Here is a 21,909-nt window from a genome sequence, read left to right as displayed (position 1 = left end):
GATTTTAGCAAGCCACTGTTGCTGGATTGTTGCTAGTCGCGCCGTTGGCTGCTGCCTTCGGATGGTGTTTCCGCTAGGAAAATTAATGAAAACAGCATTGTAGGGTGGTGGGCGATGACGGGCTCGAACCGCCGACATCTTCGGTGTAAACGAAGCGCTCTACCAACTGAGCTAATCGCCCCCGCGGAGCGGAGCTTTAAGCGGTTCGACCTTGATCCGCAAGTTCAAATGCATGCCGCAACGGCATGTGAAGCCTTGGCCAAGCGGCATTTGCGGACTGCGAAAAATAGACGACGAAGTTTGTCGAATATCTTCTCGATGTCGCTTGACACCTCCCCGCGAACCCCGTAATTCACCGCCCAACGACGCGGCGCCCAGCGCCAACGTCCAAAGCGCGGGTGTAGCTCAGTCGGTTAGAGTGCCGGCCTGTCACGCCGGAGGTCGCGGGTTCGAGCCCCGTCACTCGCGCCAGTCGTTTCAAGGACTTAGGTCCGGAAGCTCAAAAGAGTTTCAATTCCTCCACATTATCGATTTTCGATCTTCTGTCTGCGTGCTCCAGCGTGCGTGAAGGCGGTGCTCGTCCGGCTTGCGGGTGAGGAACTCTGGGCCTTGCGATTCGGCTTCGGGGAAGGCGGCGGGGTCGCGGCTCGTCCACTTCATCGCTGCCGGGCAGCGAATCACGTCGCCGCGCGGTCCTTGGAGCAATTCCAGGAAAACTGCGCAGCGGTTTTCCGTCCGGAATTGCGCAAGAACAAAGAGATAGATCGTTTCCGCGCTTCGAGGAAAGCGGAACTGCTCTAGAGATACTGCCCGAGCTTGTTGCCAATTCGGATGAAGCGCAGCGGGTCGACGGGCTCGCCGTTGCGGCGCACCTCATAGTGCAGGTGCGGGCCGGTCGAACGGCCGCTGCTGCCGATCTCGCCGATCTGCTGCCCCGGAACGACCTGTTGGTTCGGCACCGCCAGCACCTTGTTCAGGTGGGCATAGCGGGTGACGAAGCCGCCGCCGTGGTCGATCTCGACCATGCGGCCGTAGCCGCCGTTCCAGCCGGCCTTGGTAACGGTGCCGGCAGCCGTGGCCAGGGCCGCGGTTCCATAGGGCGCGCGAAGGTCGGTTCCCGAATGAAGGGCGGCGCTGCCGATCAGCGGGTCCTTGCGCGGTCCGAACGGGCTGGAGACGGACCTGCCGGGGGCGGGATTGGCGAGCGGCAGCTTGCGGGCGCCGGTCTTGAGCCGGTCGAGGGCGTCGAGGGCGTCGTCGAGTTCCTTGACCTTGGTGTCGAAGGCCATCGGGCCGTCGAGCGCGATCAGCGGCCCGCCGACATCCACCTTGCCAAAATCCTGGTCGGCCGGCAGGCCCGCGTCCCGCAACGTTTCGGCGATCGTGTCCGCCGCCTGATACGCATCGCTCGCAAGCGTCGTCACGCGCTCGATCTGGTCGTCTTCGACCGCGCGCAGCGACTTGTTGAGGGTCACGAACAGCCGGTCGGCGCGGTCAGCCTGGCTTTCCGCCTCGTGGCTGGTCACCCTGGTCGACCAGAAGGAGAAGGGGCGGCTGGCGTCTGCCGCCGCCACGGCGAGCGTCTCCGCCTGCGGGGCGCCGATGAGGCTGGCTTGCTCGTCCCGAGCTTTGGCGGGCGGCGTGGCATCGGCGGGCGAGGTGGTTTGCTGATCGGGGGCGGGGCCTAGTCGGCCGTTCCGCAACGACAGCTGCGACTGCCGCGACAGCAGCTCGCTGACCTTGGTTTCCATCAGTTGCTGGTCGAGGAACTGGCGGCTGGTGATGCGGTCGACCTGGGCGCGCAGCGCCGAGATGCGGTCCTCGTAGGCCTGCTGCACGCGCGCCTGGCGGGCCATGGTCGCGCCGATCAGGTCGTCGCGGAAGACCAGGTAGGTCGTGGCCGTCAGATAGCCGATCGCGGCCAAGGCGAATGCCGAGCCGGCGGCGGCCGCGATCCAGGGGCGCACGGTGAAGTGCCGGATCTCGTTGCCGCGCGCGATGATGACCGTATGCGGTTCCTTGCGTCTGCCGAAGGCGGCAGCCTGAGCTGATGTTTTCACCGGACCGAACTCTCACGCCGAGATGTCGACGGTCCGATTACACATTATTAGGGTTAACAAAGATTTTCGACGGCCAACGCTCAGCGCAGCGCGCGCACCGCCTCCAGCACCTCCTCGGCATGGCCGGGAACGCGGACCTTGCGCCAGATCCGCGCGATCCTGCCGTCGCGGCCGATCAGGAAGGTGGTGCGCTCGACGCCCATGTATTTGCGGCCATACATGGACTTCTCGGTCCATACGCCGTAGGCCTCCAGTGCCGTGCGCTCCTCATCTGCCACCAGGTCGATGCCAATATTGTGCTTGGCCTTGAATTTGTCGTGTTTCTTGGTGCTGTCGGGAGACATGCCGATGACGACCGCACCTGCGTCCTCGAACTGGCGTCTGAGTCGGCTGAAGTCGATCGCCTCGGCCGTGCAGCCGGTCGTATCGTCCTTGGGATAGAAATAGAGGACAATCGGTTTGCCGGCGAAATCGGAAAGCGTCAGAATACCCCCGCCGTCGCGCGGGAGGGCGAATTGCGGGGCGGCTTGGCCAGTCTCGAGATCAGACACGTCGATACCCTTGTTTGAAGTTAGGCTCGCAGGGATGTCAGGATATTAATGCCGGACTTGGATTCGTCCACGACCGAAACGACTACGGGATACCGCGTGGGTCAGGAAGTGCTTCGGCACGAGAAAATCCGTTTCAGGCGCGACGAGATTACCGATCTTGGCGCGATGCCGTCGGCTGCCGGCCTGGAACTGGGCCCGCGGCCATCGAAGTGGCGGCGCGCCGGCCATTGCGCGCTCGCGGCGGTCGCCGTGGTGGGTTCGCTGCTGCTTCTGGCGATCATCGCGGTCGAGGCGTTGAGCTATTCCGGCATCGGCCAGGACAGGATGCGCTCCGAGGCCGAGCGGGCCATCGAGGAACTGGCGGGCGTCGACGTCGACGTGTCGATGGGGCAGGTGAGGCTGGCGCTCGACGGCTTGAAGCTCGTCGCCGTCGAGGTGCCGGACGTCCAGCTGCGCAGTGCCGGCGGCGAAATCGCCAGCGTCGGGTCGATGCGCTTCGGCATCAGGCTGCTGCCCCTGCTGTCCGGCGACATACGGCTGGGCAATGCCAGGATCTCCGACGCCCGCATCGTCGTCGAGGCCGTGCCGGGCGGCGGCGGTTCGGACTGGGCGGCCGCGTTGCGCAACGGGCAAGGTCTCGTGGAGCCGCAGAAGGTACTCGACGAGACCTTCCGCGAGGTGCGCCGCGGCTTCCAGGCGGTGCGCTGGGACGGGCTGCGCGAGATCACGCTCGACAACGTTGATTTCGTCCTGCCATCCGGGGGCGAAGTTAAAGTCGTCCGCGTTCTGAACGCCGCGCTTGCCAAGACCCGCCTCGGCGATCTTCGCGTCTCCGCCACGTTCGACGTCGACGGCCGCGACGTCGAGCTGACGGCCAAGGCGAGCCGCGAGGCCGAAGCCGACAGGATCGCCACGCTCGAAGCGTCTGTTACGATGACGGACCCCTTCGCCGGTCAGGCGCAGGTCCCGGCGGCCAAGGCGAGCCGCATCGGCTCGGCGGACCTTGTGATCACCGGCAGCGAGACCGCCAGCGGTGCGGAGCTCGTCGCCCGGGGCTCGATCGGAAAGTCCACGCTCGACCTCGGCCCGCGCGGCCAGCTGGTCGGCGACATCACCGTCGACGCGCGTCTGGCGGACGGTCTGAACAAGCTGGACATCCGCAAGTTGCTGGTCACGACAGACCGCTCTACCTTCGATTTCATCGGCGGCATCGGCCCGCGGCCCGCCACCAATGCCCCGGGCGACGGTGCCGCCTACCGGTTCGAGCTCATCAGCCGCGAATCGCGGCTGGCTCCGGGAGAATCACCCGAGCCGGGAATGAACTTCCTCGCCCGCGTCGCCGGCACCTACGATGTGGCGACCGGGACGCTCTCGGCCGACCAGATCGGCGTCAAGTCCGGCCCCACCGGCGAGGTGCTGGGCAAGGCTTCGGTCCGCTTCGTCGAGGGCAAGGCGCCGGGCATCTTCCTGGCGTTCAACGTGCACGACATGCCGGTCGCCCATGTGAAGCAGCTCTGGCCGTGGTTCTCGGCCCGCAATGCCCGGCTGTGGGTCCTGCAGAACCTGTTCGGCGGGCGCGTCGTGGAAGGCAGCGTCCAGTTCGACGTCAGGCCCGGCCGCCTGGGCAACGGCGTTCCGCTGACCGCCCAGGAAGTCTTCGGCCGCTTCAGCATCGAAGGCACGCGGTTCGACACCGCCGGCCACATTCCGCCGATCCGCGACGCCGTCGGCGTGGTCGAGTTCTTCGGCAACGACGTCGACGTCGCCTTGTCGTCCGGAACGGTCTTCATGCCCAGCGGCCGCACGGTCGCGGCGAGCAACGGCAAGCTCAAGGTGGTCAAGGCGAACGTCTCGCCCGTCATCGGCGCGCTCGACATCGACGTGGCGGGCAGCGCCGACGCAGTGGCGGAACTTGCCTCCTACGAGCCGATCAATGCCATGCGCCACGTCGGCATCCTGCCTGAGGAACTGACCGGCGACGTGACCGGCAACGTCAAGGCCGACATCCCGCTGACCAAGGGCATCGACAACGACAAGCTCGACTGGGCCGTGTCGCTCGACTACGAGAAGCTCGCGCTGGCGAAGCCCTTCGACGGCCAGCAGCTGTCGGAGGCGACCGGCTCGATCACCGTCACCCCCAGCAAGGCCGTTATCTCGGCCAAGGGCAAGCTCAACGGCGTCCCGGCTCAGCTCGATCTCGTCGAACCGCTGCGCGAGGAGGAGGGGCTCGAGCGCGAGCGCAACGTGGAGCTGGTGCTCGACGACAAACTCCGCAACGCGCTGATTCCGGGTCTTTCGGAGATGCTGTCCGGCACGATCAAGGTCGATGTCGAGCAGCCGGAACCGGGCAAGCGCAACATCGTCGCCGATCTCACCGCCGCCCGGCTGGATTTTCCATGGGTTGGCTGGAGCAAGGGGCCGGGCATACCCGGCAAGGTGTCGTTCGTCATGAATGGCGACGGCCAGAACGCGACGCTTTCCGGTTTCGAACTCGAAGGCGATACCTTCGGCATCAAGGGCGAGGTCACGCTTGCCGGCGGCAGCCTGTCGACGGCCACGTTCAGCCGGGTCCAGCTCAATCGCGGCGACGAGGTTTCGGTAAACATCAGGCGTTCGGGCAAGGGTTATGCCGTGCGGGTGAAAGGCGAAGCGCTCGACGCCCGTTCGCTGATCAAGCAGTTCATGGCCGACGCTGACACCGCGACCAAGTCGGCGGGCTCCAACTCGGTCTCGGTGAGCGCCAATGTCGCGAAAATGGTCGGGTTCGGCGGGGAAGCGCTCCAGAACGTCTCGATCGACTATTCCGGCTCCGGCAGCCGGATCAACGGCCTCACCGTCGCGGCCACCGCGGCGTCCGGCGGGCTGATCACCGTCAGCAACGCGCCCAAGGGCGATGGCCGCCGCATGGACGTCCGCTCCGCCGATGCCGGTGCGATCCTGCGTTTTCTCGACGTCTACGGGCGCATGCAGGGCGGCAGTCTGGCGCTCGCGCTGGAATCGGTCGGCAACGGCCCGCTCAGGGGACAGGTCGACGTGCGTGAATTCTGGGTGGTCGACGAGCCGCGGCTGGCCTCCATCGTGTCCAGCAAGCCGGCCGGCGACACGCGCAGCCTCAACCAGGCGGTGCGCAAGGACATTGACGTGTCGCGCGTCAAGTTCGAGCGCGGCTTTGCCCAGATCGACAAGCGGGAGAAATATCTGGCTCTGGCCAACGGTGTGCTGCGCGGGCCGCTGATCGGCACGACCTTCCAGGGCGTCCTCTACGACCAGCAGGGCCAGATGAACATGACCGGCACCTTCATGCCGGCCTACGGCCTGAACCGCCTCTTCGGCGAACTGCCTTTGGTCGGCGTGATCCTCGGCAACGGCCGCGACCGCGGCCTGATCGGCGTGACCTACAAGCTCTCGGGCGACGCCAACGCGCCCAGGCTGCAGGTCAATCCTTTGTCGGTGATCGCGCCCGGCATTTTCCGGACCATCTTCGAATATTGAGCCCGGCCGCCAACGGGCAACCTGCAGATACCAAAATGGCCGGCAATGCCGGCCATTTCTGCTTTTTGCGGGGTGGGGGGCCTTACGCCGGGCGCACCAGTATGTGCTTCTTCTTGCCGAGCGACAGCTTGACCACGCCTTCGGGCGTGACGTCGGCGGTGGTCACCGCGCGTCGTTCGTCGTTGACCGGCTGGTCGTTGAGCCTGACGGCGCCGCCCTGCACATGGCGGCGGGCCTCGCCGTTCGAGGCGGCAAGCCCGGCGCGCACGACGAGCGACAGGAGCCCGATGCCGGCCTTCAATTCGTCGCCGGCAACCTCGACGGTCGGTAGCGTGTCGGCAAGCGCGCCTTCCTCGAAGGTTTTGCGCGCGGTTTCGGCGGCCTGGTCCGCTGCCGCACGGCCGTGCAGCATCGCCGTCACCTCGGTTGCCAGCACCTTCTTGGCGTCGTTGATCTCCGAGCCGCCGAGGGCCGCGAGCCTTGCGATCTCGTCGAGCGGAAGCACCGTGTAGAGCTTGAGGAAGCGCTCGACGTCGGCGTCCTCGGTGTTGCGCCAGTACTGCCAGAAGTCATAGGCCGACAGCATGTCGGCGTTCAGCCACACCGCACCGTTCATCGACTTGCCCATCTTGGCGCCCGACGAAGTGGTCAGCAGCGGCGAGGTTAGCGCGTAGAGCTGCGGCGTGCCGAGGCGATGGCCGAGATCGATGCCGTTGACGATGTTGCCCCACTGGTCGGAGCCGCCCATCTGCAGGCGCAGGCCGTAGCGCCTGTTGAGCTCGACGAAGTCGTAGGCCTGCAGGATCATGTAGTTGAACTCGAGGAACGACAGCGACTGCTCGCGGTCGAGGCGCTGCTTGACGGAATCGAAGCTCAGCATGCGGTTGACCGAGAAATGCTGGCCGACGTCGCGCAGGAATTCGAGGTAGTTCAGCGGCAGGAGCCACTCGGCGTTGTTGACCATCAGCGCGTCGCGCGGGCCGTCGCCGAAGGTCAGGTAATTGGCGAAGACCTTCTTGATGCCGTCGATGTTCGACTGGATCGTCTCCGGCGTCATCAGCTTGCGCGCCTCGTCCTTGAAGGACGGATCGCCGACCATGCCCGTGCCGCCGCCCATCAGGGCCACGGGGCGATGGCCGGTCTTCTGCATCCAGTACAGCATCATGATCTGGATCAGGCCGCCGGCATGCAGGCTCGATGCCGTCGGGTCGAAGCCGATATAGGCCGACACGATTTCCTTGGCGAAGAGGTCGTCGAGGCCGGATTCATCCGAGATCTGGTGGATGAAGCCGCGTTCCCAGAGGATGCTCAGGAAATCGGATTTCAGCGAGGGCATGTTCTTGTTCTCTTGTCGGACGGATTGTCTCGGCCGGCCCGGCATTGGATCGGCGCCGCTGGCGCTTTAGCATCTGAACCCATGGAATCACAAGGACAGCAGGCTTCATGGCGTTCCTGACGGCTATCGGATTGATGAGCGGCACCTCGATGGATGGCATCGACATCGCCATCCTGCGTACCGACGGCGTCAACGCCATCGAGTTCGGGCCATCGTCGGCGATCGCTTACGAAGCCGCCTTCCGCCGCCGCATCGAGGCTTCGCTGGAAACGGCAAAGGCGATCGTACGCCGCAAGGACAGGCCGGGCGATCTGGCCGACCTGGAGCGCCAGATCACGCTGCGCCACGCAGCTGTCGTGCGCGATTTCGTGGCCGGCCTGCCGGCGGAATGGCGCAAGCCCGACCTGATCGGCTTTCACGGCCAGACGGTGCTGCACCGCCCGCATCTCGGCCTCACCGTCCAACTCGGCGACGGCGGCCTGCTCGCCCGGGAGACCGGCATCCCGGTCGTCTACGACATGCGCGCCGCCGACATGGCGCAGGGTGGGCAGGGGGCGCCGCTGGTGCCTGCCTATCACGCAGCGCTCGCCCGTTCGCTGCCCGAGCCCTATGGCGCGATGAAGCCTGCCGTCTTCGTCAATGTCGGCGGCATCTCGAACATCACCTATGTGCCGGAGAAGGGCGATCCCGTCGCTTTCGACAGCGGGCCGGGCAACACGCTGATCGACCAGTGGGTCAGCCGCGAGGGCGGCGTTCCCTTCGATGCCGGCGGCGCCATTGCCAGCGAAGGCGGCGTGGTGACCGAGGTGGCCGCTCGCTACCTCGACAACCCGTTCTTCGATGAATCCGGACCCAAGTCGCTCGACCGCAACGATTTCACGCTTGCGCTGGCCGAGCGGCTCGAACTCGCCGACGGCGCCCGCACGCTCGCCAACGTCTCCGCCGAGGCGATCCTGAAATCCGTCGAGCATCTGCCGGAAGTGCCGAAGCTGTGGGTCGTCTGCGGCGGCGGCCGCAAGAACCCGCATATCGTCGGCGACCTCAGGGCGGGGGCGGAACGAACCGGTGCAAAGGTCATCGTCGCCGAGGATGCCGGCCTCGACGGCGACGCCACCGAGGCCGAGGCCTGGGCGTTTCTCGCCGTGCGCTCGGCGCTCGGCCTGCCGCTCACCTTCCCGACGACGACCGGCTGCAGCCGGCCCGTCACGGGCGGCGTGCGCGCCGAGCCCTGATCGCTGGGGACTTCATCGAAGTTTCATTCAGGCGTCACCCGGTCGACATGGCGCGCTCCTAGCAGGGGTGCGTCAGTTCAACCAACCGGGGTCCACCATGCGACGCTCCCTCTATCTGGCTGCGGCCATTCTCGCGCTTTCCACCGCCTCCACCCTGGCGGAGGAGAAGGAATATCCGGCGACGCTCGCCGGCCATGCGATCCTGCCTGCCAACACCGTCATCGCAGCACCCGAAAATGCGCCGGAGCACCTGCGCACCGCCGGCAAGTTCACCACGCCCGACCGCAAGCGCGCCGAGGGCATCGGCACCGTTCCGGGCAAGGACGGCGTGCGCCCGACCGGCCTTTCGCTGCCCTTCGACGGCCAGCCGGTGCAGGGCTTCTCCGGCATCAAGTCGATGGGCGACGGCACGTTCTGGTCGCTCTCGGACAACGGTTTCGGCAACAAGCTGAATTCGACCGACGCCGCGCTTATGCTGCACCACATCTCGTTCGACTGGGACAAGGGCACGATGGAGCGCATCAAGACCCTGTTCCTCACCGATCCGGACCGCAAGGCGCCGTTCCCGATCGTGCTCGAAGGTTCCGAGACCCGCTTCCTGACCGGCGGCGATTTCGACGTCGAGTCGATCCAGCCGGTCGCCGACGGCTTCTGGGTCGGCGAGGAGTTCGGCCCTTACTTGCTGAAGTTCGACCTCGACGGCAAGCTGACCGATGTCGTCGGCACCACCGTCGACGGCAAGCCGGTGAAGTCGCCCGACCATCCGACGCTGACCCTCCAGGCCAACCCGACGCTGCCGATGCCCGCCTTCAATCTCAAGCGTTCCGGCGGCTACGAGGGCCTCGCCCAGTCCAGGGACGGCTCGAAGCTCTACGGCCTGCTCGAAGGCGCGCTGTTCAAGGAGGACGGCAGCATGGAGCAGGCGGAGGGCAATCGCGCCCTGCGCATCGTCGAGTTCGATGTCGCGAGCAGGGAATGGACCGGCCGCAGCTGGCTCTATCCGCTGTCCGCCGGCGGCGACGCGATCGGCGATTTCAACATGATCGACGCCACCACCGCCCTCGTCATCGAGCGCGACCAGGGCGCCGGTGTCGCCGCCAAGGCCTGCGCGGACGCCAAGAACCCCAAGCCCGACTGCTTCGCCAATCCGGCGCTGTTCAAGCGCATCTACAAGATCGAGATGTCCGACGAAAACGCCGGCAAGGCCGTGCGCAAGATCGGCTACATCGACCTCATGAAGATCGCCGACCCGGACAACAAGAAGCGCCAGGGCGGCGGCGAGGGCTTTTATGACATGCCCTTCAACACCATCGAGAACGTCGACCTGGTGGATGACACCCACATCGTCGTGGGCGACGACAACAACCTGCCTTTCTCGGCCGGCCGCGCCATCGACAAGGCCGACGACAACGAGTTCGTGCTGCTCGAGGTGGGCGACCTGCTCAAGGCCAAGTAAGGCCGGCACCACCAGCGTTTTTTCTCCGGGTCGCGCGAGCGGCCCGGATTCATTTTCTCAAGGAATTGGCCTAACCGCCTAGCGAAGATGGAGGAATCCGTCGTCGTGCTGCTCGTTCATACGGACGGAACCCCAACTCTCGCATTGGGGCACGCTTCTGCGTGGTCGCGACTGAAGGCTAGTTGTCGACCCCGCCATATGTGCGCACCAGCCGCGCCATCTCGTCGCCCCGGGGCGACGGCCTGTCGGCCTCCAGCCCTTCCGCCACGCCCACCCTGTCGGCGACCGGGCGGTTCTGGCTGACCTTCCACTTGCCCTCGATGCTCGCGATGTCGATTTCGAGGCCGACGATGCCCTTGATCTGGGCCGCGACATAGGCGTCGGGCGCGTCGCTCACTTGCCACGGCTCGGCGCGGCCGCCTTCGTGGGTGGCCGTCAGCGCGGCGATCTGCCCGGCGAGCCAGTCCTTGTCGTCCATGACCCGGACCCTGCCGCGCACCTGCACGATCGCATAGTTCCAGGTCGGCACGACCTTGCCGGTCTCGCGCTTGGTCTCGTACCAGGACGGCGTGACGTAGCTGTCGGCGCCCTGGAACACGACGAGCGCATCGGGATTGTCGGCGAGCATGCGCCACTGCGGGTTGGCGCGGGAGAGATGGGCGCGCAGCCGGCCGTTCGGCGCAGGTTCGGCATCGAGCAGAAACGGTAGCGGATTGGCCACCGGCCCGTCGGCGCCGTTGCAGATCAGCAGACCCAGCGGGTGAGCCCTGATCAGCGCGTGCAGCACGTCCAGCCGCGTTTCCGTGAAATGAGGCGGCTGGTACATGGCTGTCCCTGCTTACTTGAGCCGCTTCGGCCGTGCGTCGGCCAGCTCGCCCGCCAGGCGCCGGTCGAGGTACTCGGCGCATTCGTCGATCAGATGTTCGGGGTCGTTGCCGAAGAAGTGGTTGGCGCCCGACAGCGTCTTCTGCGTGATGGTGATGCCCTTCTGCGTGTGCAGCTTGTCCACCAGGCCCTGCACGTCCTTGGGCGGCGCGACCTTGTCAGCGTCGCCGTGGATGATGAGGCCGGACGAGGGGCAGGGCGCCAGGAACGAGAAGTCGTAGGTGTTGGGCTGCGGCGCCACCGAGATGAAGCCCTCGATCTCCGGGCGGCGCATCAAGAGCTGCATGCCGATCCAGGCGCCGAAGGAATAGCCGGCCACCCAGCAGCTCTTCGAATCCGGATGCAGCGACTGCACCCAGTCGAGCGCTGCGGCCGCGTCGGAGAGTTCACCCGTGCCGTGGTCGAATTCGCCCTGGCTGCGGCCGATGCCGCGGAAATTGAAGCGCAGCGTTGTGAAGTTGCGCTTCTGGAACATGTAGAAGAGGTCGTACACGATCTTGTTGTTCATCGTGCCGCCGAATTGCGGGTGCGGGTGCAGCACGATGGCGATGGGCGCGTTCTTCTCCTTGGACGGCTGGTAGCGGCCTTCCAGGCGACCGGCCGGACCGGCGAAAATGACCTCGGGCATAAATGACTCCACTTGACGCAAGCGCCGACAAACAATCCAGTGCCCAGCCTTGACGCAACGGACGCGTCTACATAGAAGCTAGTTTAGAACTGTTCAAAACTGGGCGGCAAAACCGCACGGTTGGCAAAGCGGGTAGATAGGACGGCTCGCCTTGGAATTTCAAGGAAATTGCGCGTCGCTGCTCCCGAACGTGATTTGACAGGGCGAAAACAAGGAAAATGGCCGGACCGCGCGCCTATCTCGACCACAATGCCAGTGCGCCGCTGCTGCCCGCAGCGCGCTCGGCCGTGGTCGTGGCGCTCGATGTGGCGGCCAATCCGTCGTCCGTGCACGGCGAGGGGCGTGCCGCCCGCAGGCTGATCGAGGACGCGAGGCGCGAGGTCGCCGCCCTCGTCGGCGCCAGGCCCGAGCACGTCGTCTTCACCTCGGGCGCCACGGAAGCCGCGACCACGCTGCTTTCGCCCGACTGGCGCATGGGTCGCGGCACTGTCCGCATGTCCAGGCTCTACGTCAGCGAGGCCGATCATCCTTGCGTGCTCAACGGCGGCCGCTTCCCGGCTGACCGGGTGCTGCGCATCGGCGTCGACAGGAACGGCATCGTCGATCTCGCGGCGCTCGAAGCAGCCCTCGCCGCCCACGACAAATCCGAAGGCCTGCCGCTGGTGGCCATCCACGCCGCCAACAACGAGACCGGCGTGATCCAGCCCTTCCGCGCCATTTCCGATTTGGTCAAGGCTTCGGGCGGGGTGCTGGTGCTCGACGCCGTCCAGGCCGCGGGGCGCATTCCTCTCGACATGTCAGAGGGTTACGCCGATTACCTGATTCTCTCCTCGCACAAGATCGGCGGGCCCAAGGGCGCCGGCGCCATCGTAGCCTTCGCCGACCTGATGATGCCGGCGCCCCTTGTCACCGGCGGCGGCCAGGAAAAGGGCCATCGCGGCGGCACCGAAAACCTGCCCGCGATCGCGGGTTTTGGTGCGGCCGCGCGCGAAGCGCTGGCCGGTCTGGCCGACATGGGCAAGGTGGCGGCCCTGCGCGACCGCATCGAAGAGACTGTCTTGCGGCTTGCTCCCGATGCCGAAATCTTCGGAAACGGCGTCGAGCGGCTTGCCAATACGACATTCTTCGCTATTCCGGGCGTCAAGGCCGAGACGGCGCAGATTGCCTTCGATCTCGCGGGCATAGCGCTGTCGGCCGGCTCCGCCTGTTCGTCGGGAAAGGTCGGCCCCAGCCATGTGCTGAAGGCCATGGGTTACGCCGACAATCTTGGCGCGCTGCGCGTCTCGATCGGCCGACAGACGACGCAAGAGGACATCGCGCTGTTTGCGGATGCGCTCGCTAAGCTGCTCGCGCGCCGGGCCGGAGCGACGCAGGCGGCTGAGTAGGATTGGCCCTCGGGCCGCTGAGTGGGTGCATGACGGTCGCCGCGGGCGAAGCTTGCGGGCGAAGCTTGCGGGTGAATTCCCGGCCGGGATGCACTATATGGAACTTACGCCGCTCCTGCGGTGCCATAGTTTGAAAACTGCCGGGCCTTGACCCCGGCGTGGATGGAGAACGCTGATGCCTGCTGTGCAGGAGACGATCGAGCAGGTCCGCAAGATCGACGTGGACCAGTACAAATACGGATTCGAGACCGAGATCGAGACCGACAAGGCCCCCAAGGGCCTGAACGAAGACATCATTCGTTTCATCTCGAACAAGAAGAACGAACCGGATTGGATGCTCGAATGGCGGCTCGAGGCGTTCCGCCGCTGGCTGACGCTGGAAGAGCCGACCTGGGCGCGCGTCGACTATCCCAAGATCGACTTCCAGGACATCTATTATTACGCCGCGCCGAAGAACCAGTCGGGCCCCAAGTCGCTCGACGAGGTCGATCCCGAGATTCTCAAGGTCTATGAGAAGCTGGGCATCCCGCTCAAGGAGCAGGAAATCCTCGCCGGCGTCCAGAAGGAGGCCGATCCCGAGTTCGAGGAAGCCAACGACAACGTCTACAAGTCGGGCCGTGTCGCCGTCGACGCCGTGTTCGACTCGGTTTCGGTCGTCACCACCTTCAAGGACGAGCTGGCCAAGGCCGGCGTCATCTTCTGCTCGATCTCGGAAGCCATCCGTGAGCACCCCGAGCTGGTGAAGAAGTATCTCGGCTCGGTCGTGCCCACCTCCGACAACTATTATGCGACGCTGAATTCGGCCGTCTTCACTGACGGCTCGTTCGTCTTCGTGCCCAAGGGCGTGCGCTGCCCGATGGAGCTGTCGACCTACTTCCGCATCAACGAGAAGAACACAGGCCAGTTCGAGCGCACCCTCATCATCGCCGAGGAGGGGGCCTACGTCTCCTATCTCGAAGGCTGCACCGCACCCCAGCGCGACGAGAACCAGCTGCATGCCGCCGTGGTCGAGCTGGTCGCGCTCGACGACGCCGAGATCAAGTATTCGACCGTCCAGAACTGGTACCCGGGCGATGCCCAGGGCAAGGGCGGCATCTACAACTTCGTCACCAAGCGCGGCGACTGCCGCGGCGACCGCTCGAAGATCTCCTGGACCCAGGTCGAAACCGGATCGGCGATCACCTGGAAGTATCCGTCCTGCATCCTGCGCGGCGACGACAGCCAGGGCAATTTCTACTCGATCGCGGTGTCGAACGGCTATCAGCAGGTCGACAGCGGCACCAAGATGATCCACCTCGGCAAGAACACCAGGAGCCGGATCATCTCCAAGGGCATCGCCGCCGGCTTCTCGCAGAACACCTATCGCGGCCAGGTCTCGGCCCACCGCAAGGCGACCGGTGCCCGCAACTTCACCAACTGCGACTCGCTTCTGATCGGCGACCAGTGCGGCGCGCACACCGTGCCTTACATCGAGGCCAAGAACGCCACCGCCAAGTTCGAGCACGAGGCGACGACGTCGAAGATCTCCGAGGACCAGAAGTTCTACGTCATGCAGCGCGGCATCCCCGAGGAGGAGGCGATCGCGCTCATCGTCAACGGCTTCGTCAAGGAAGTCATCCAGGAACTGCCGATGGAATTCGCCGTCGAGGCGCAGAAGCTCATCGGCATCAGCCTCGAGGGCTCGGTCGGCTGATGCCGCCGGCGGGCCGAAATCTGGCGGGCTATCTGGCCCTCGGATGGGTGGCTTACCTGTTTGTGGCGCTGGTGCTTTTGTATTTCGAAAGCTCGCTGGCGACACCGATGATGGCACTGGGTGTCATTCCGCCACTAGCGTTCCTGCTGCTGAAGAGTCTGCGCGACGGAATATAGCGGCAAAGAGTGAATTGAACTGGTTCGGCACGGAGTTGGACCGAATGGAAAAGAGGGAAGGGAAGGCCGGCAAACACGTTTATCTGCGTGATTGGACAAGGAAGTGGAATGACAGGCTCTCAGCCTTTGTCGAATGGTCCTACTTCATCATCGCAGGTGCCGGAATTCTCTTCGCCACGCTGGCGCTGCTCGCAAAGCTGCCAGCAACGAACTGAAGGACGACAGGAAGAACGATGCTTGAGATCAAGAACCTGCATGCCCGTATCGTCGAGGATGGCACCGAGATCATCCGCGGCCTGAACCTGACCGTGAAGGCCGGCGAGGTCGCCGCCATCATGGGCCCGAACGGCTCCGGCAAGTCGACGCTGTCCTACATCCTCGCCGGCCGCGAGGACTACGAGGTGACCGAGGGCGACATCCTCTACAACGGCGAGTCGATCCTGGAGATGGATCCGGCCGAGCGCGCCGCCAAGGGCATCTTCCTGGCCTTCCAGTATCCGATGGAGATACCGGGCGTCGCCACCATGGAGTTCCTCAAGGTCGCCATGAACTCGCAGCGCAAGGCGCGCGACGAGGAGCAGCTCAAGGTGCCGGACTTCCTCAAGCGCGTGAAGGAGGCGGCCGCCTCGCTCAGCATGGATCTCAACATGCTCAAGCGTCCGGTCAATGTCGGCTTCTCCGGCGGCGAGAAGAAGCGCGCCGAGATCCTGCAGATGAAGCTCTTGGAGCCGAAGCTCTGCGTGCTCGACGAGACCGACTCCGGCCTCGACATCGACGCGCTCAAGATCGTCTCGGACGGCGTCAACGCGCTGCGTTCGCCCGACCGCGCCATCGTCGTCATCACCCACTACCAGCGCCTGCTGGAGCACATCGTGCCCGACAGCGTGCACGTGCTCTACAAGGGCCAGGTCATCAAGTCCGGCGACAAGTCGCTGGCGCTCGAACTCGAAGAGAACGGCTACGCCGGGATCATCGAAGAGGCGGCTTGAGGTGGCGGCCATGAACATGCGTGCCGAAATCCAGCGCACCCCGGCAGAAGCCGCATTGGTCGACGCCTTCGGCGAGCGGCTTTCGCTGCTGCCGGGCGACGGCACCGTCACCGTCAAGCGCGACGACGCCATCGAGCAGATCAAGGCCGGCCTGCCGACGCGCCGCGTCGAGGCCTGGCACTACACCGACCTGCGCCGGCTGCTCGCCGCTGTGCCCGCGTTCGACGCCGCCGCCAAGGCCAGGTCGGTCGCGCCGCTGCTCGAAGGTTCGACCGTGCTGTCGCTCGCCAACGGCGTGTCGACCGCGGCTGCCGGCATCGACGGCGTGACGTTCCAGCGCCTCAGCGACAAGCTCACCGACGGCAGCTATGCCCCGGCGCTCGTCACCTACGGCAAGGACGACGCCATCGGCGCCATCAACACCGCGTTTGTCGCCGACGGCTATTTCGTCGACATCGAGGCCGGCGCCCAGCTGGAAAGGCCGATCGAGCTGCAGAATGTCCAGGCCGGCGGTCAGAGCCACGTGCGCCTGCCTGTGCGCGTCGGCGCCGGCGCCAGGGCCACCATCGTCGAGCGCCAGACCGGCGAGGGCGCAGGCCTCGTCAGCTCCGTCAGCCAGCTCCTGCTCGGCGACGATGCCGAGGTGCTGTGGCTGATCGTCCAGGACCAGCCGGAGACGGCGACCCATCTCGCCCAGTTCAAGGCCGAACTCGGCAAGAACGCCAGGCTGACCCTGTTCATCATGAATGCCGGCGGCAAGCTGGTGCGCCAGGAGGTCATCGTCAAGACGACCGGCGAAGGCGCCGACTTCAAGTTGCGTGGCGTCAACCTGCTTGCCGGCGACAGCCATGTCGACGTCACCATGGTGCTCGACCACGCCGTGCCGCACACGACCTCGACCGAGGTGGTGCGCAACGTCGTCACCGGCCGCGCCAAGGGCGTGTTCCAGGGCCGCATCAACGTGCATCAGGTGGCGCAGAAGACCGACGCCAAGATGGCCTGCAACACGCTGCTGCTCTCCGACGACGGCGAGTTCTCGACCAAGCCGGAGCTGGAGATCTTCGCCGACGACGTCGCTTGCGGCCATGGCGCCACGGTGACCGAGATCGACCGCAACCATCTGTTCTACCTGATGGCGCGCGGCGTCGACGAGAAGACCGCGCGCGGCCTGCTCATCCGCGCCTTCCTCGCCGAGGTCATCGAGGAACTCGAGGACGAGAGTGTCGTCGATCCGCTGGAAGAGCTGCTGAGCAACTGGTTTGCGACGCACGGGTAATGGTTGAGGGGCGCGGAGCCGTACCCCGCATCCGACCTCGCCCCGCTCGGCCACCTTCTCCCACAAGGGGAGAAGGAAATGCGCCCGACCTTCTCCCCTTGCGGGAGAAGGTGGATTGGCGCGAAGCGCCAAGGCGGATGAGGGGTGTTGGAAGAAACGTGGCTTAGAGAAGACGCGATGGACAAGAAAGTCGAAGACAGCACCTATGACGTCGAGGCGATCCGCCGCGACTTTCCCATCCTGTCGCGCCAGGTCTACGGCAAGCCGCTCGTCTATCTCGACAACGGCGCCTCGGCCCAGAAGCCGCAGGTGGTGATCGACACGATCAGCCACGCCTATTCCAACGAATATGCGAACGTCCATCGCGGCCTGCATTTCCTCTCCAACGCCGCCACCGAAGCCTATGAAAAGGCGCGTGAAAGCGTTCGCCGCTTCCTGAACGCCGGCAGCGCCGAGGAGATCGTCTTCACCAAGTCGGCGACCGAGGCGATCAATACGGTCGCCTACGGCTACGGCATGCCTCACATCGGCGAGGGCGACGAGATCGTGCTCTCGATCATGGAGCACCACTCCAACATCGTGCCGTGGCACTTCATCCGCGAGCGCCGGGGCGCCAAGCTGGTCTGGGTGCCGGTCGACGATCTCGGCGTCTTCCACATCGAGGAGTTCGAGAAGCGGCTGACGGAGCGCACCAGGCTGGTCGCCATCACCCACATGTCGAACGCGCTGGGCACCGTTACCCCGATCAAGGAGATCGTCCGCATCGCGCATGCCCGCGGCATCCCGGTTCTGGTCGACGGCAGCCAGGCGGCCGTGCACCTGCCGGTCGACGTGCGCGACCTCGACGTCGACTTCTATATCTTCACCGGCCACAAGGTCTACGGACCGTCCGGCATCGGCGTGCTCTACGGCAAGCGCGAGATGCTGGAGCGCATGCGTCCCTTCCAGGGCGGCGGCGAGATGATCGTCGAGGTGACCGAGGACATCGTCACCTACAACGAGCCGCCGCACCGCTTCGAGGCGGGCACGCCGCCGATCGTCGAGGCGATCGGCCTGGGGGCCGCGCTCGACTACATGGACGGCATCGGCCGCGAGCGCATCGCCGCCCACGAGGCCACCTTGCGCGACTACGCGCACGAGCGGCTGCGCGCCATCAACTCGCTGCGCATCTTCGGCGAGGCGCCGGGCAAGGGCGCCATCGTCTCCTTCGAGCTGCAGGGCATCCACGCCCATGACGTGTCGATGGTCATCGACCGCCAGGGCGTCGCCGTCCGCGCCGGCACGCATTGCGCCCAGCCGCTGTTGAAACGCTTCGGCGTAACCTCCACATGCAGGGCGTCCTTCGGCATGTACAATACCAGGGCCGAGATCGACGTCCTGGCCGAAGCGCTTGAAAAGGCGCGCAAATTCTTCGGGTGAGCACCATGGAAGACGCTATCGCCGCGACCACTGAAGAGACCGCCCCGGACACGGCCGGCAAGGGCATCTTCTCCGCCTCCGCCATTCCAGCCGACGAACTGGCGCGCCTGACCGACGACATCGTCTCGGCGCTGAAGACGGTCTACGATCCGGAGATCCCGGCCGACATCTACGAGCTCGGCCTCGTCTACAAGATCGACATCGAGGACGACCGCACCGTCAAGATCGACATGACGCTCACCGCCCCCGGCTGCCCGGTGGCGGGCGAGATGCCCGGCTGGGTGCAGAACGCCGTCGGCGCCGTCGAAGGCGTCTCGGGCGTCGAAGTCAACATGACCTTCGACCCGCCCTGGACCCCCGACCGCATGTCGGAAGAGGCCCAGGTCGCAGTGGGCTGGTACTGAGGTCAGTCGACCTTGCCGCCGTTGGCGCGGGCGTATGATCGAAGTGTTTCGAAGAAGCTGCCAAATTCGGACCGCCGGCCAGGATGCATGATCCATATGGCATCTGTCTGAAGTCGGTTGATTTTGGCGCCGCGGGTCAGAGTTAGGCTCTCCCACGCCGCGTCGCCGAGTTGAACTTCAACGGCAATGTCGCGCTGCCTGCCGCGAAAAGCCGTGGAGACAATCGAAAGCCGCTCGACGGAGGTCCAGGGCACTGTTTCAGGCGCAATGTTGGTGTCCATGAAACCTTGAGGCGATAGCCTCAATACTCTGTGTCTCCCGGAGACCAGTTTGATCACCTCGGAGAGGCAGATCAGCAAGAGCGCTGCCACCGCGACAGATCCCAGCAAGCGCACGAACATTGGCAGGCCAGATCCCGCCCAGAACCCAAAAGCGGCAATTGGAGCAACGGAGCACAGAACGAAGATTCGAGTAGCAACATCGCCGGACTTTTCTTCAAAAACTCTAGTGTAGGTTGTCTCGATAGGACCTGTCATTTTTTGAAACCAGTCGTTCGACTTTCAGAGTATTTCTGTAAACGTCCTTACAATGGCAGGAAACGCGAAAGGCGAATAGTGCTCGCGAAGCCTTGCCATCGCAGCGAGGTTCGACCATCTATAGATTGTTCCGCAGGCCTTTAACCTGCGCGAAAGTGGAGAATGAAATGGGACGCTTCGCCGTCATCTCAATGACCAACAGGGCCGCCGAGCGCGTGCGCGAGATCATGGCCACGCGCGAGAACGCTCAAGGCATCCGCCTCGGCATCAAGAAGGGCGGCTGCGCCGGCATGGAATACACGGTCGACCTGGTGACCGAGCCGAACCCCAAGGACGACCACATCGAGCGCGACGGCGCCCATGTCTATGTCGCGCCGGAGGCGGCGCTGTTCCTGTTCGGCACCGAGATGGATTTCGAGGTGACGGCGCTGCGCACCGGCTTCACCTTCCACAACCCGAACCAGAGCTCGGCCTGCGGCTGCGGCGAATCCGTCGAGCTCAAGCCCGCCGACCTCAAGGCGCTGGCCGAGGCACGCGCGCAAGGGACCGCCTGACAGTCACTGCACCCACAAGTCGCGGCGCTTGTGCCAGTCGGCGATCGAATCCGGCGGGTAAAGCTCGAAAGCCGTGTCGCCAGGCCTGATGTCTGGCTCCACCCAGGACGCCTTGTATTTCAGCATCAGGTGCACGCGTTGCGGCGCCTTTGGTAGGTCGGTGTCGATGGCCGAGGCGAAGGGATGCACCAGTTCCGGCCATGTCGGGTCGTAGAGCCACATCGCCGCGCCGCATCTCAGGCAGAAGCGGCGTTCGGTGGTGGAGACTTCAGGCCGTGGCCGCTCGTCGTCATGGACCGTTGCCCGGTAGAGCCCGAGATGGCTCTCGCCCTCCACTTTCAGAGTCGCGGAGTCGGCGCCCAGATTGATGGCATAACCGCCTCCGCCCTGCTGCTTGCGGCAGATCGAGCAATAGCAGAGTTGATAGGGCACTGGCGTGTGGCTCTGCACCTCGAAGCGGACCGCCCCGCAGCGGCATGATCCCTTGAGCAGCATCGGCATCGGTGCTTTCCTTTCCCGCGTGGCGTGCAATGCCATCGGGAATCTAGCGGAGTTGTGCCATGACGGAAGCCGATATTACCGATCTGTTCGCTGGCCTCGGTGCGGTCAGCGTGCGCAGAATGTTCGGTGGCAAGGGCATCTATCATGACGGGGTGATCGTCGCGGTCGAGTTGCGCGGCGAGCTCATGCTGAAGGCCGATGCCGAATGCGCGCCCGATTTCGAAGCGGCGGGCTGCCGTCAATGGACCTACACCGGCTCCAGGCACGGCAAGGTGGTGGCGATGCCCTATTGGACCGTCCCCGACAGTGCGCTCGACGATCCCGAGGAAATGGCGATGTGGGCGCGCAAGGCCTACGCGGCTGGTCTCAGGGCCGGCAGGTAGGTCAACCGCCGGCCGGCCCGTCGCCGCCCGCTCTTCAGAGCGCCTTGGCGATCCTGGCTGCCAGGCGGGCGTTGTTTTCCACCAGCGCGATGTTGGTCTTGAGGCTGGCGCCGTTGGTCAGTTCGAGGATCTTGGCGAGCAGGAACGGCGTCACCGCCTTGCCTGTGATGTTCTGGGCCTCGGCTGCCTTCTGCGCCGCCTCGATGTAGCCGGCCATCCTGTCGGCGGGGATCTCGTCGCTCTCCGGCACCGGGTTTGCCACCAGCAGGCCGCCGCCGAGGCCGAGCGCTGCCCGCGTCGCATGCAGCCGGGCGATCTTCTCGGGCGCATCGAGCCTGAGCGGCGCCGCATGGGGCGACTTGCGCGACCAGAAGGCCGGCACGATGTCGGAACCGTAGGCCACGACAGGTACGCCGCGCGTCTCCAGCACCTCCAGCGTCTTTTCGATGTCGAGGATCGCCTTGGCACCGGCCGAGACGACGATCACCGGCGTGCGCGCCAGTTCGTCCAGGTCGGCCGAGATGTCAAAACTCGTCTCGGCGCCCTTGTGCACGCCGCCGATGCCGCCGGTGGCGAACACCCTGATGCCGGCCAGGTGTGCCGCGATCATCGTCGCCGCCACCGTCGTGCCGCCGGTGCGGCCCTCGGCCACCGCATAGGCGATGTCGGCGCGCGACAGCTTCATGGCGCCGCCGGTCATGGCCAGCGATTCGCGCTCGCCGTCCGACAGGCCGATCTTGATGCGTCCGCCGATCACCGCGATCGTCGCGGGCACCGCACCTTCGTCGGAGATGATCTTCTCGACATTGGCGGCCATGGCGCTGTTGTCGGGATAGGGCATGCCGTGGGTGATGATGGTGCTTTCGAGCGCCACCACCGGCTTGCCGGCGGCGATGGCGGCGGCGACCGGAGCGTGGACGTCGATGAAGGGGCGGGCGGATTCGGGCGTCATC

Annotated in this window: 21 protein-coding genes and 2 tRNA genes; 14 read left to right on the top strand and 9 right to left on the bottom strand. The window is 65.3% G+C overall.

Going from position 1 to position 21,909, the window contains the following annotated elements; translation table 11 throughout:
• Positions 1–105 precede the first annotated feature (105 nt).
• A tRNA-Val gene (locus PV773_RS13190) sits at positions 106–181 on the bottom strand.
• Between the two features lie 213 nt (positions 182–394).
• On the opposite strand from PV773_RS13190, the gene PV773_RS13185 reads away from it, so the two are divergent.
• Positions 395–471: transfer RNA gene (locus PV773_RS13185), tRNA-Asp, on the top strand.
• 326 nt (positions 472–797) lie between these two features.
• On the opposite strand, the gene PV773_RS13180 is transcribed toward PV773_RS13185, so the two are convergent.
• Positions 798–2,060, bottom strand: a complete 1,263-nt coding sequence (locus PV773_RS13180) for a M23 family metallopeptidase (protein ID WP_347966778.1) — start codon at positions 2,058–2,060, stop codon at positions 798–800.
• 80 nt (positions 2,061–2,140) lie between these two features.
• Entirely contained in the window at positions 2,141–2,611 is a 471-nt protein-coding gene (locus PV773_RS13175; protein ID WP_347966777.1) for a peroxiredoxin, read from the bottom strand.
• A 96-nt stretch (positions 2,612–2,707) separates the two neighbouring features.
• Between PV773_RS13175 and PV773_RS13170 the strand changes: the two genes are divergently transcribed.
• A complete protein-coding gene (locus PV773_RS13170; RefSeq protein ID WP_347966776.1) occupies positions 2,708–6,103 on the top strand; it encodes a hypothetical protein in 3,396 nt (1,131 codons plus the stop codon).
• Positions 6,104–6,185: 82 nt separating this feature from the next.
• Here the strand turns inward: PV773_RS13170 and tyrS are convergent, their stop codons facing one another.
• On the bottom strand, positions 6,186–7,439 hold the full coding sequence (gene tyrS / locus PV773_RS13165) for a tyrosine--tRNA ligase (RefSeq protein WP_347966775.1): 1,254 nt from the start codon (positions 7,437–7,439) through the stop codon (positions 6,186–6,188).
• 107 nt (positions 7,440–7,546) lie between these two features.
• On the opposite strand from tyrS, the gene PV773_RS13160 reads away from it, so the two are divergent.
• Both PV773_RS13160 and PV773_RS13155 read left to right on the top strand, forming a co-directional pair.
• On the top strand, positions 7,547–8,671 hold the full coding sequence (locus tag PV773_RS13160; RefSeq protein ID WP_347966774.1) for an anhydro-N-acetylmuramic acid kinase: 1,125 nt from the start codon (positions 7,547–7,549) through the stop codon (positions 8,669–8,671).
• 97 nt (positions 8,672–8,768) lie between these two features.
• On the top strand, positions 8,769–10,127 hold the full coding sequence (locus PV773_RS13155; protein ID WP_347966773.1) for an esterase-like activity of phytase family protein: 1,359 nt from the start codon (positions 8,769–8,771) through the stop codon (positions 10,125–10,127).
• 178 nt (positions 10,128–10,305) lie between these two features.
• On the opposite strand, the gene PV773_RS13150 is transcribed toward PV773_RS13155, so the two are convergent.
• Both PV773_RS13150 and PV773_RS13145 read right to left on the bottom strand, forming a co-directional pair.
• Complete coding sequence (locus PV773_RS13150) at positions 10,306–10,953, bottom strand: FMN-binding negative transcriptional regulator (RefSeq protein WP_347966772.1); 648 nt, start codon at positions 10,951–10,953, stop codon at positions 10,306–10,308.
• 12 nt (positions 10,954–10,965) lie between these two features.
• Positions 10,966–11,640 (bottom strand): alpha/beta hydrolase, encoded by a 675-nt coding sequence (locus tag PV773_RS13145; RefSeq protein WP_347966771.1) that lies wholly within the window; start codon positions 11,638–11,640, stop codon positions 10,966–10,968.
• 218 nt (positions 11,641–11,858) lie between these two features.
• Here PV773_RS13145 and PV773_RS13140 point away from each other — a divergent pair, with 218 nt between their 5' ends.
• The 8 genes from PV773_RS13140 to PV773_RS13105 all read left to right on the top strand — a co-directional run bounded on the left by PV773_RS13140 (position 11,859) and on the right by PV773_RS13105 (position 18,982).
• Positions 11,859–13,025 (top strand): cysteine desulfurase family protein, encoded by a 1,167-nt coding sequence (locus tag PV773_RS13140; protein ID WP_347966770.1) that lies wholly within the window; start codon positions 11,859–11,861, stop codon positions 13,023–13,025.
• A 175-nt stretch (positions 13,026–13,200) separates the two neighbouring features.
• Positions 13,201–14,718, top strand: coding sequence for a Fe-S cluster assembly protein SufB (gene sufB, locus PV773_RS13135; RefSeq protein ID WP_347966769.1), 1,518 nt, complete (start codon positions 13,201–13,203; stop codon positions 14,716–14,718).
• Positions 14,718–14,894, top strand: a complete 177-nt coding sequence (locus PV773_RS13130; RefSeq protein WP_347966768.1) for a hypothetical protein — start codon at positions 14,718–14,720, stop codon at positions 14,892–14,894. Before sufB ends, PV773_RS13130 begins: the two co-directional genes overlap by 1 nt.
• A gap of 44 nt (positions 14,895–14,938) precedes the next feature.
• Positions 14,939–15,109, top strand: coding sequence for a hypothetical protein (locus tag PV773_RS13125; protein ID WP_347966767.1), 171 nt, complete (start codon positions 14,939–14,941; stop codon positions 15,107–15,109).
• A gap of 18 nt (positions 15,110–15,127) precedes the next feature.
• Entirely contained in the window at positions 15,128–15,883 is a 756-nt protein-coding gene (gene sufC / locus PV773_RS13120; protein WP_347966766.1) for a Fe-S cluster assembly ATPase SufC, read from the top strand.
• Between the two features lie 10 nt (positions 15,884–15,893).
• Positions 15,894–17,159 (top strand): Fe-S cluster assembly protein SufD, encoded by a 1,266-nt coding sequence (sufD, locus tag PV773_RS13115; protein ID WP_347966765.1) that lies wholly within the window; start codon positions 15,894–15,896, stop codon positions 17,157–17,159.
• A gap of 177 nt (positions 17,160–17,336) precedes the next feature.
• A complete protein-coding gene (locus tag PV773_RS13110) occupies positions 17,337–18,578 on the top strand; it encodes a cysteine desulfurase (protein ID WP_347966764.1) in 1,242 nt (413 codons plus the stop codon).
• Positions 18,579–18,583: 5 nt separating this feature from the next.
• Positions 18,584–18,982, top strand: a complete 399-nt coding sequence (locus PV773_RS13105; RefSeq protein ID WP_347966763.1) for an SUF system Fe-S cluster assembly protein — start codon at positions 18,584–18,586, stop codon at positions 18,980–18,982.
• A 2-nt stretch (positions 18,983–18,984) separates the two neighbouring features.
• Here the strand turns inward: PV773_RS13105 and PV773_RS13100 are convergent, their stop codons facing one another.
• A complete protein-coding gene (locus PV773_RS13100; protein WP_347966762.1) occupies positions 18,985–19,518 on the bottom strand; it encodes a hypothetical protein in 534 nt (177 codons plus the stop codon).
• 167 nt (positions 19,519–19,685) lie between these two features.
• Between PV773_RS13100 and sufA the strand changes: the two genes are divergently transcribed.
• Positions 19,686–20,072, top strand: a complete 387-nt coding sequence (sufA, locus tag PV773_RS13095; RefSeq protein WP_347966761.1) for a Fe-S cluster assembly scaffold SufA — start codon at positions 19,686–19,688, stop codon at positions 20,070–20,072.
• Between the two features lie 3 nt (positions 20,073–20,075).
• Here the strand turns inward: sufA and PV773_RS13090 are convergent, their stop codons facing one another.
• A complete protein-coding gene (locus tag PV773_RS13090; RefSeq protein ID WP_347966760.1) occupies positions 20,076–20,573 on the bottom strand; it encodes a GFA family protein in 498 nt (165 codons plus the stop codon).
• A gap of 59 nt (positions 20,574–20,632) precedes the next feature.
• Between PV773_RS13090 and PV773_RS13085 the strand changes: the two genes are divergently transcribed.
• Positions 20,633–20,956 carry a TfoX/Sxy family protein gene (locus tag PV773_RS13085; RefSeq protein ID WP_347966759.1) on the top strand — a complete coding sequence of 108 codons (324 nt, stop codon included), beginning with the start codon at positions 20,633–20,635 and terminating at the stop codon, positions 20,954–20,956.
• A gap of 34 nt (positions 20,957–20,990) precedes the next feature.
• Here PV773_RS13085 and PV773_RS13080 read toward each other — a convergent pair whose 3' ends face one another.
• The gene (locus PV773_RS13080; protein WP_347966758.1) at positions 20,991–21,908 is read right to left on the bottom strand and encodes a pseudouridine-5'-phosphate glycosidase; all 918 of its coding nucleotides are present in this window, start codon (positions 21,906–21,908) and stop codon (positions 20,991–20,993) included.
• Position 21,909 lies beyond the last annotated feature (1 nt).

It is taken from the genome of Mesorhizobium sp. CC13, from assembly GCF_039907765.1.
Classification (GTDB): Bacteria; Pseudomonadota; Alphaproteobacteria; order Rhizobiales; family Rhizobiaceae; genus Aminobacter.
Note: the sequence above shows the minus strand (reverse complement) of the source record. Positions and strands in the feature narration are given on the sequence as shown.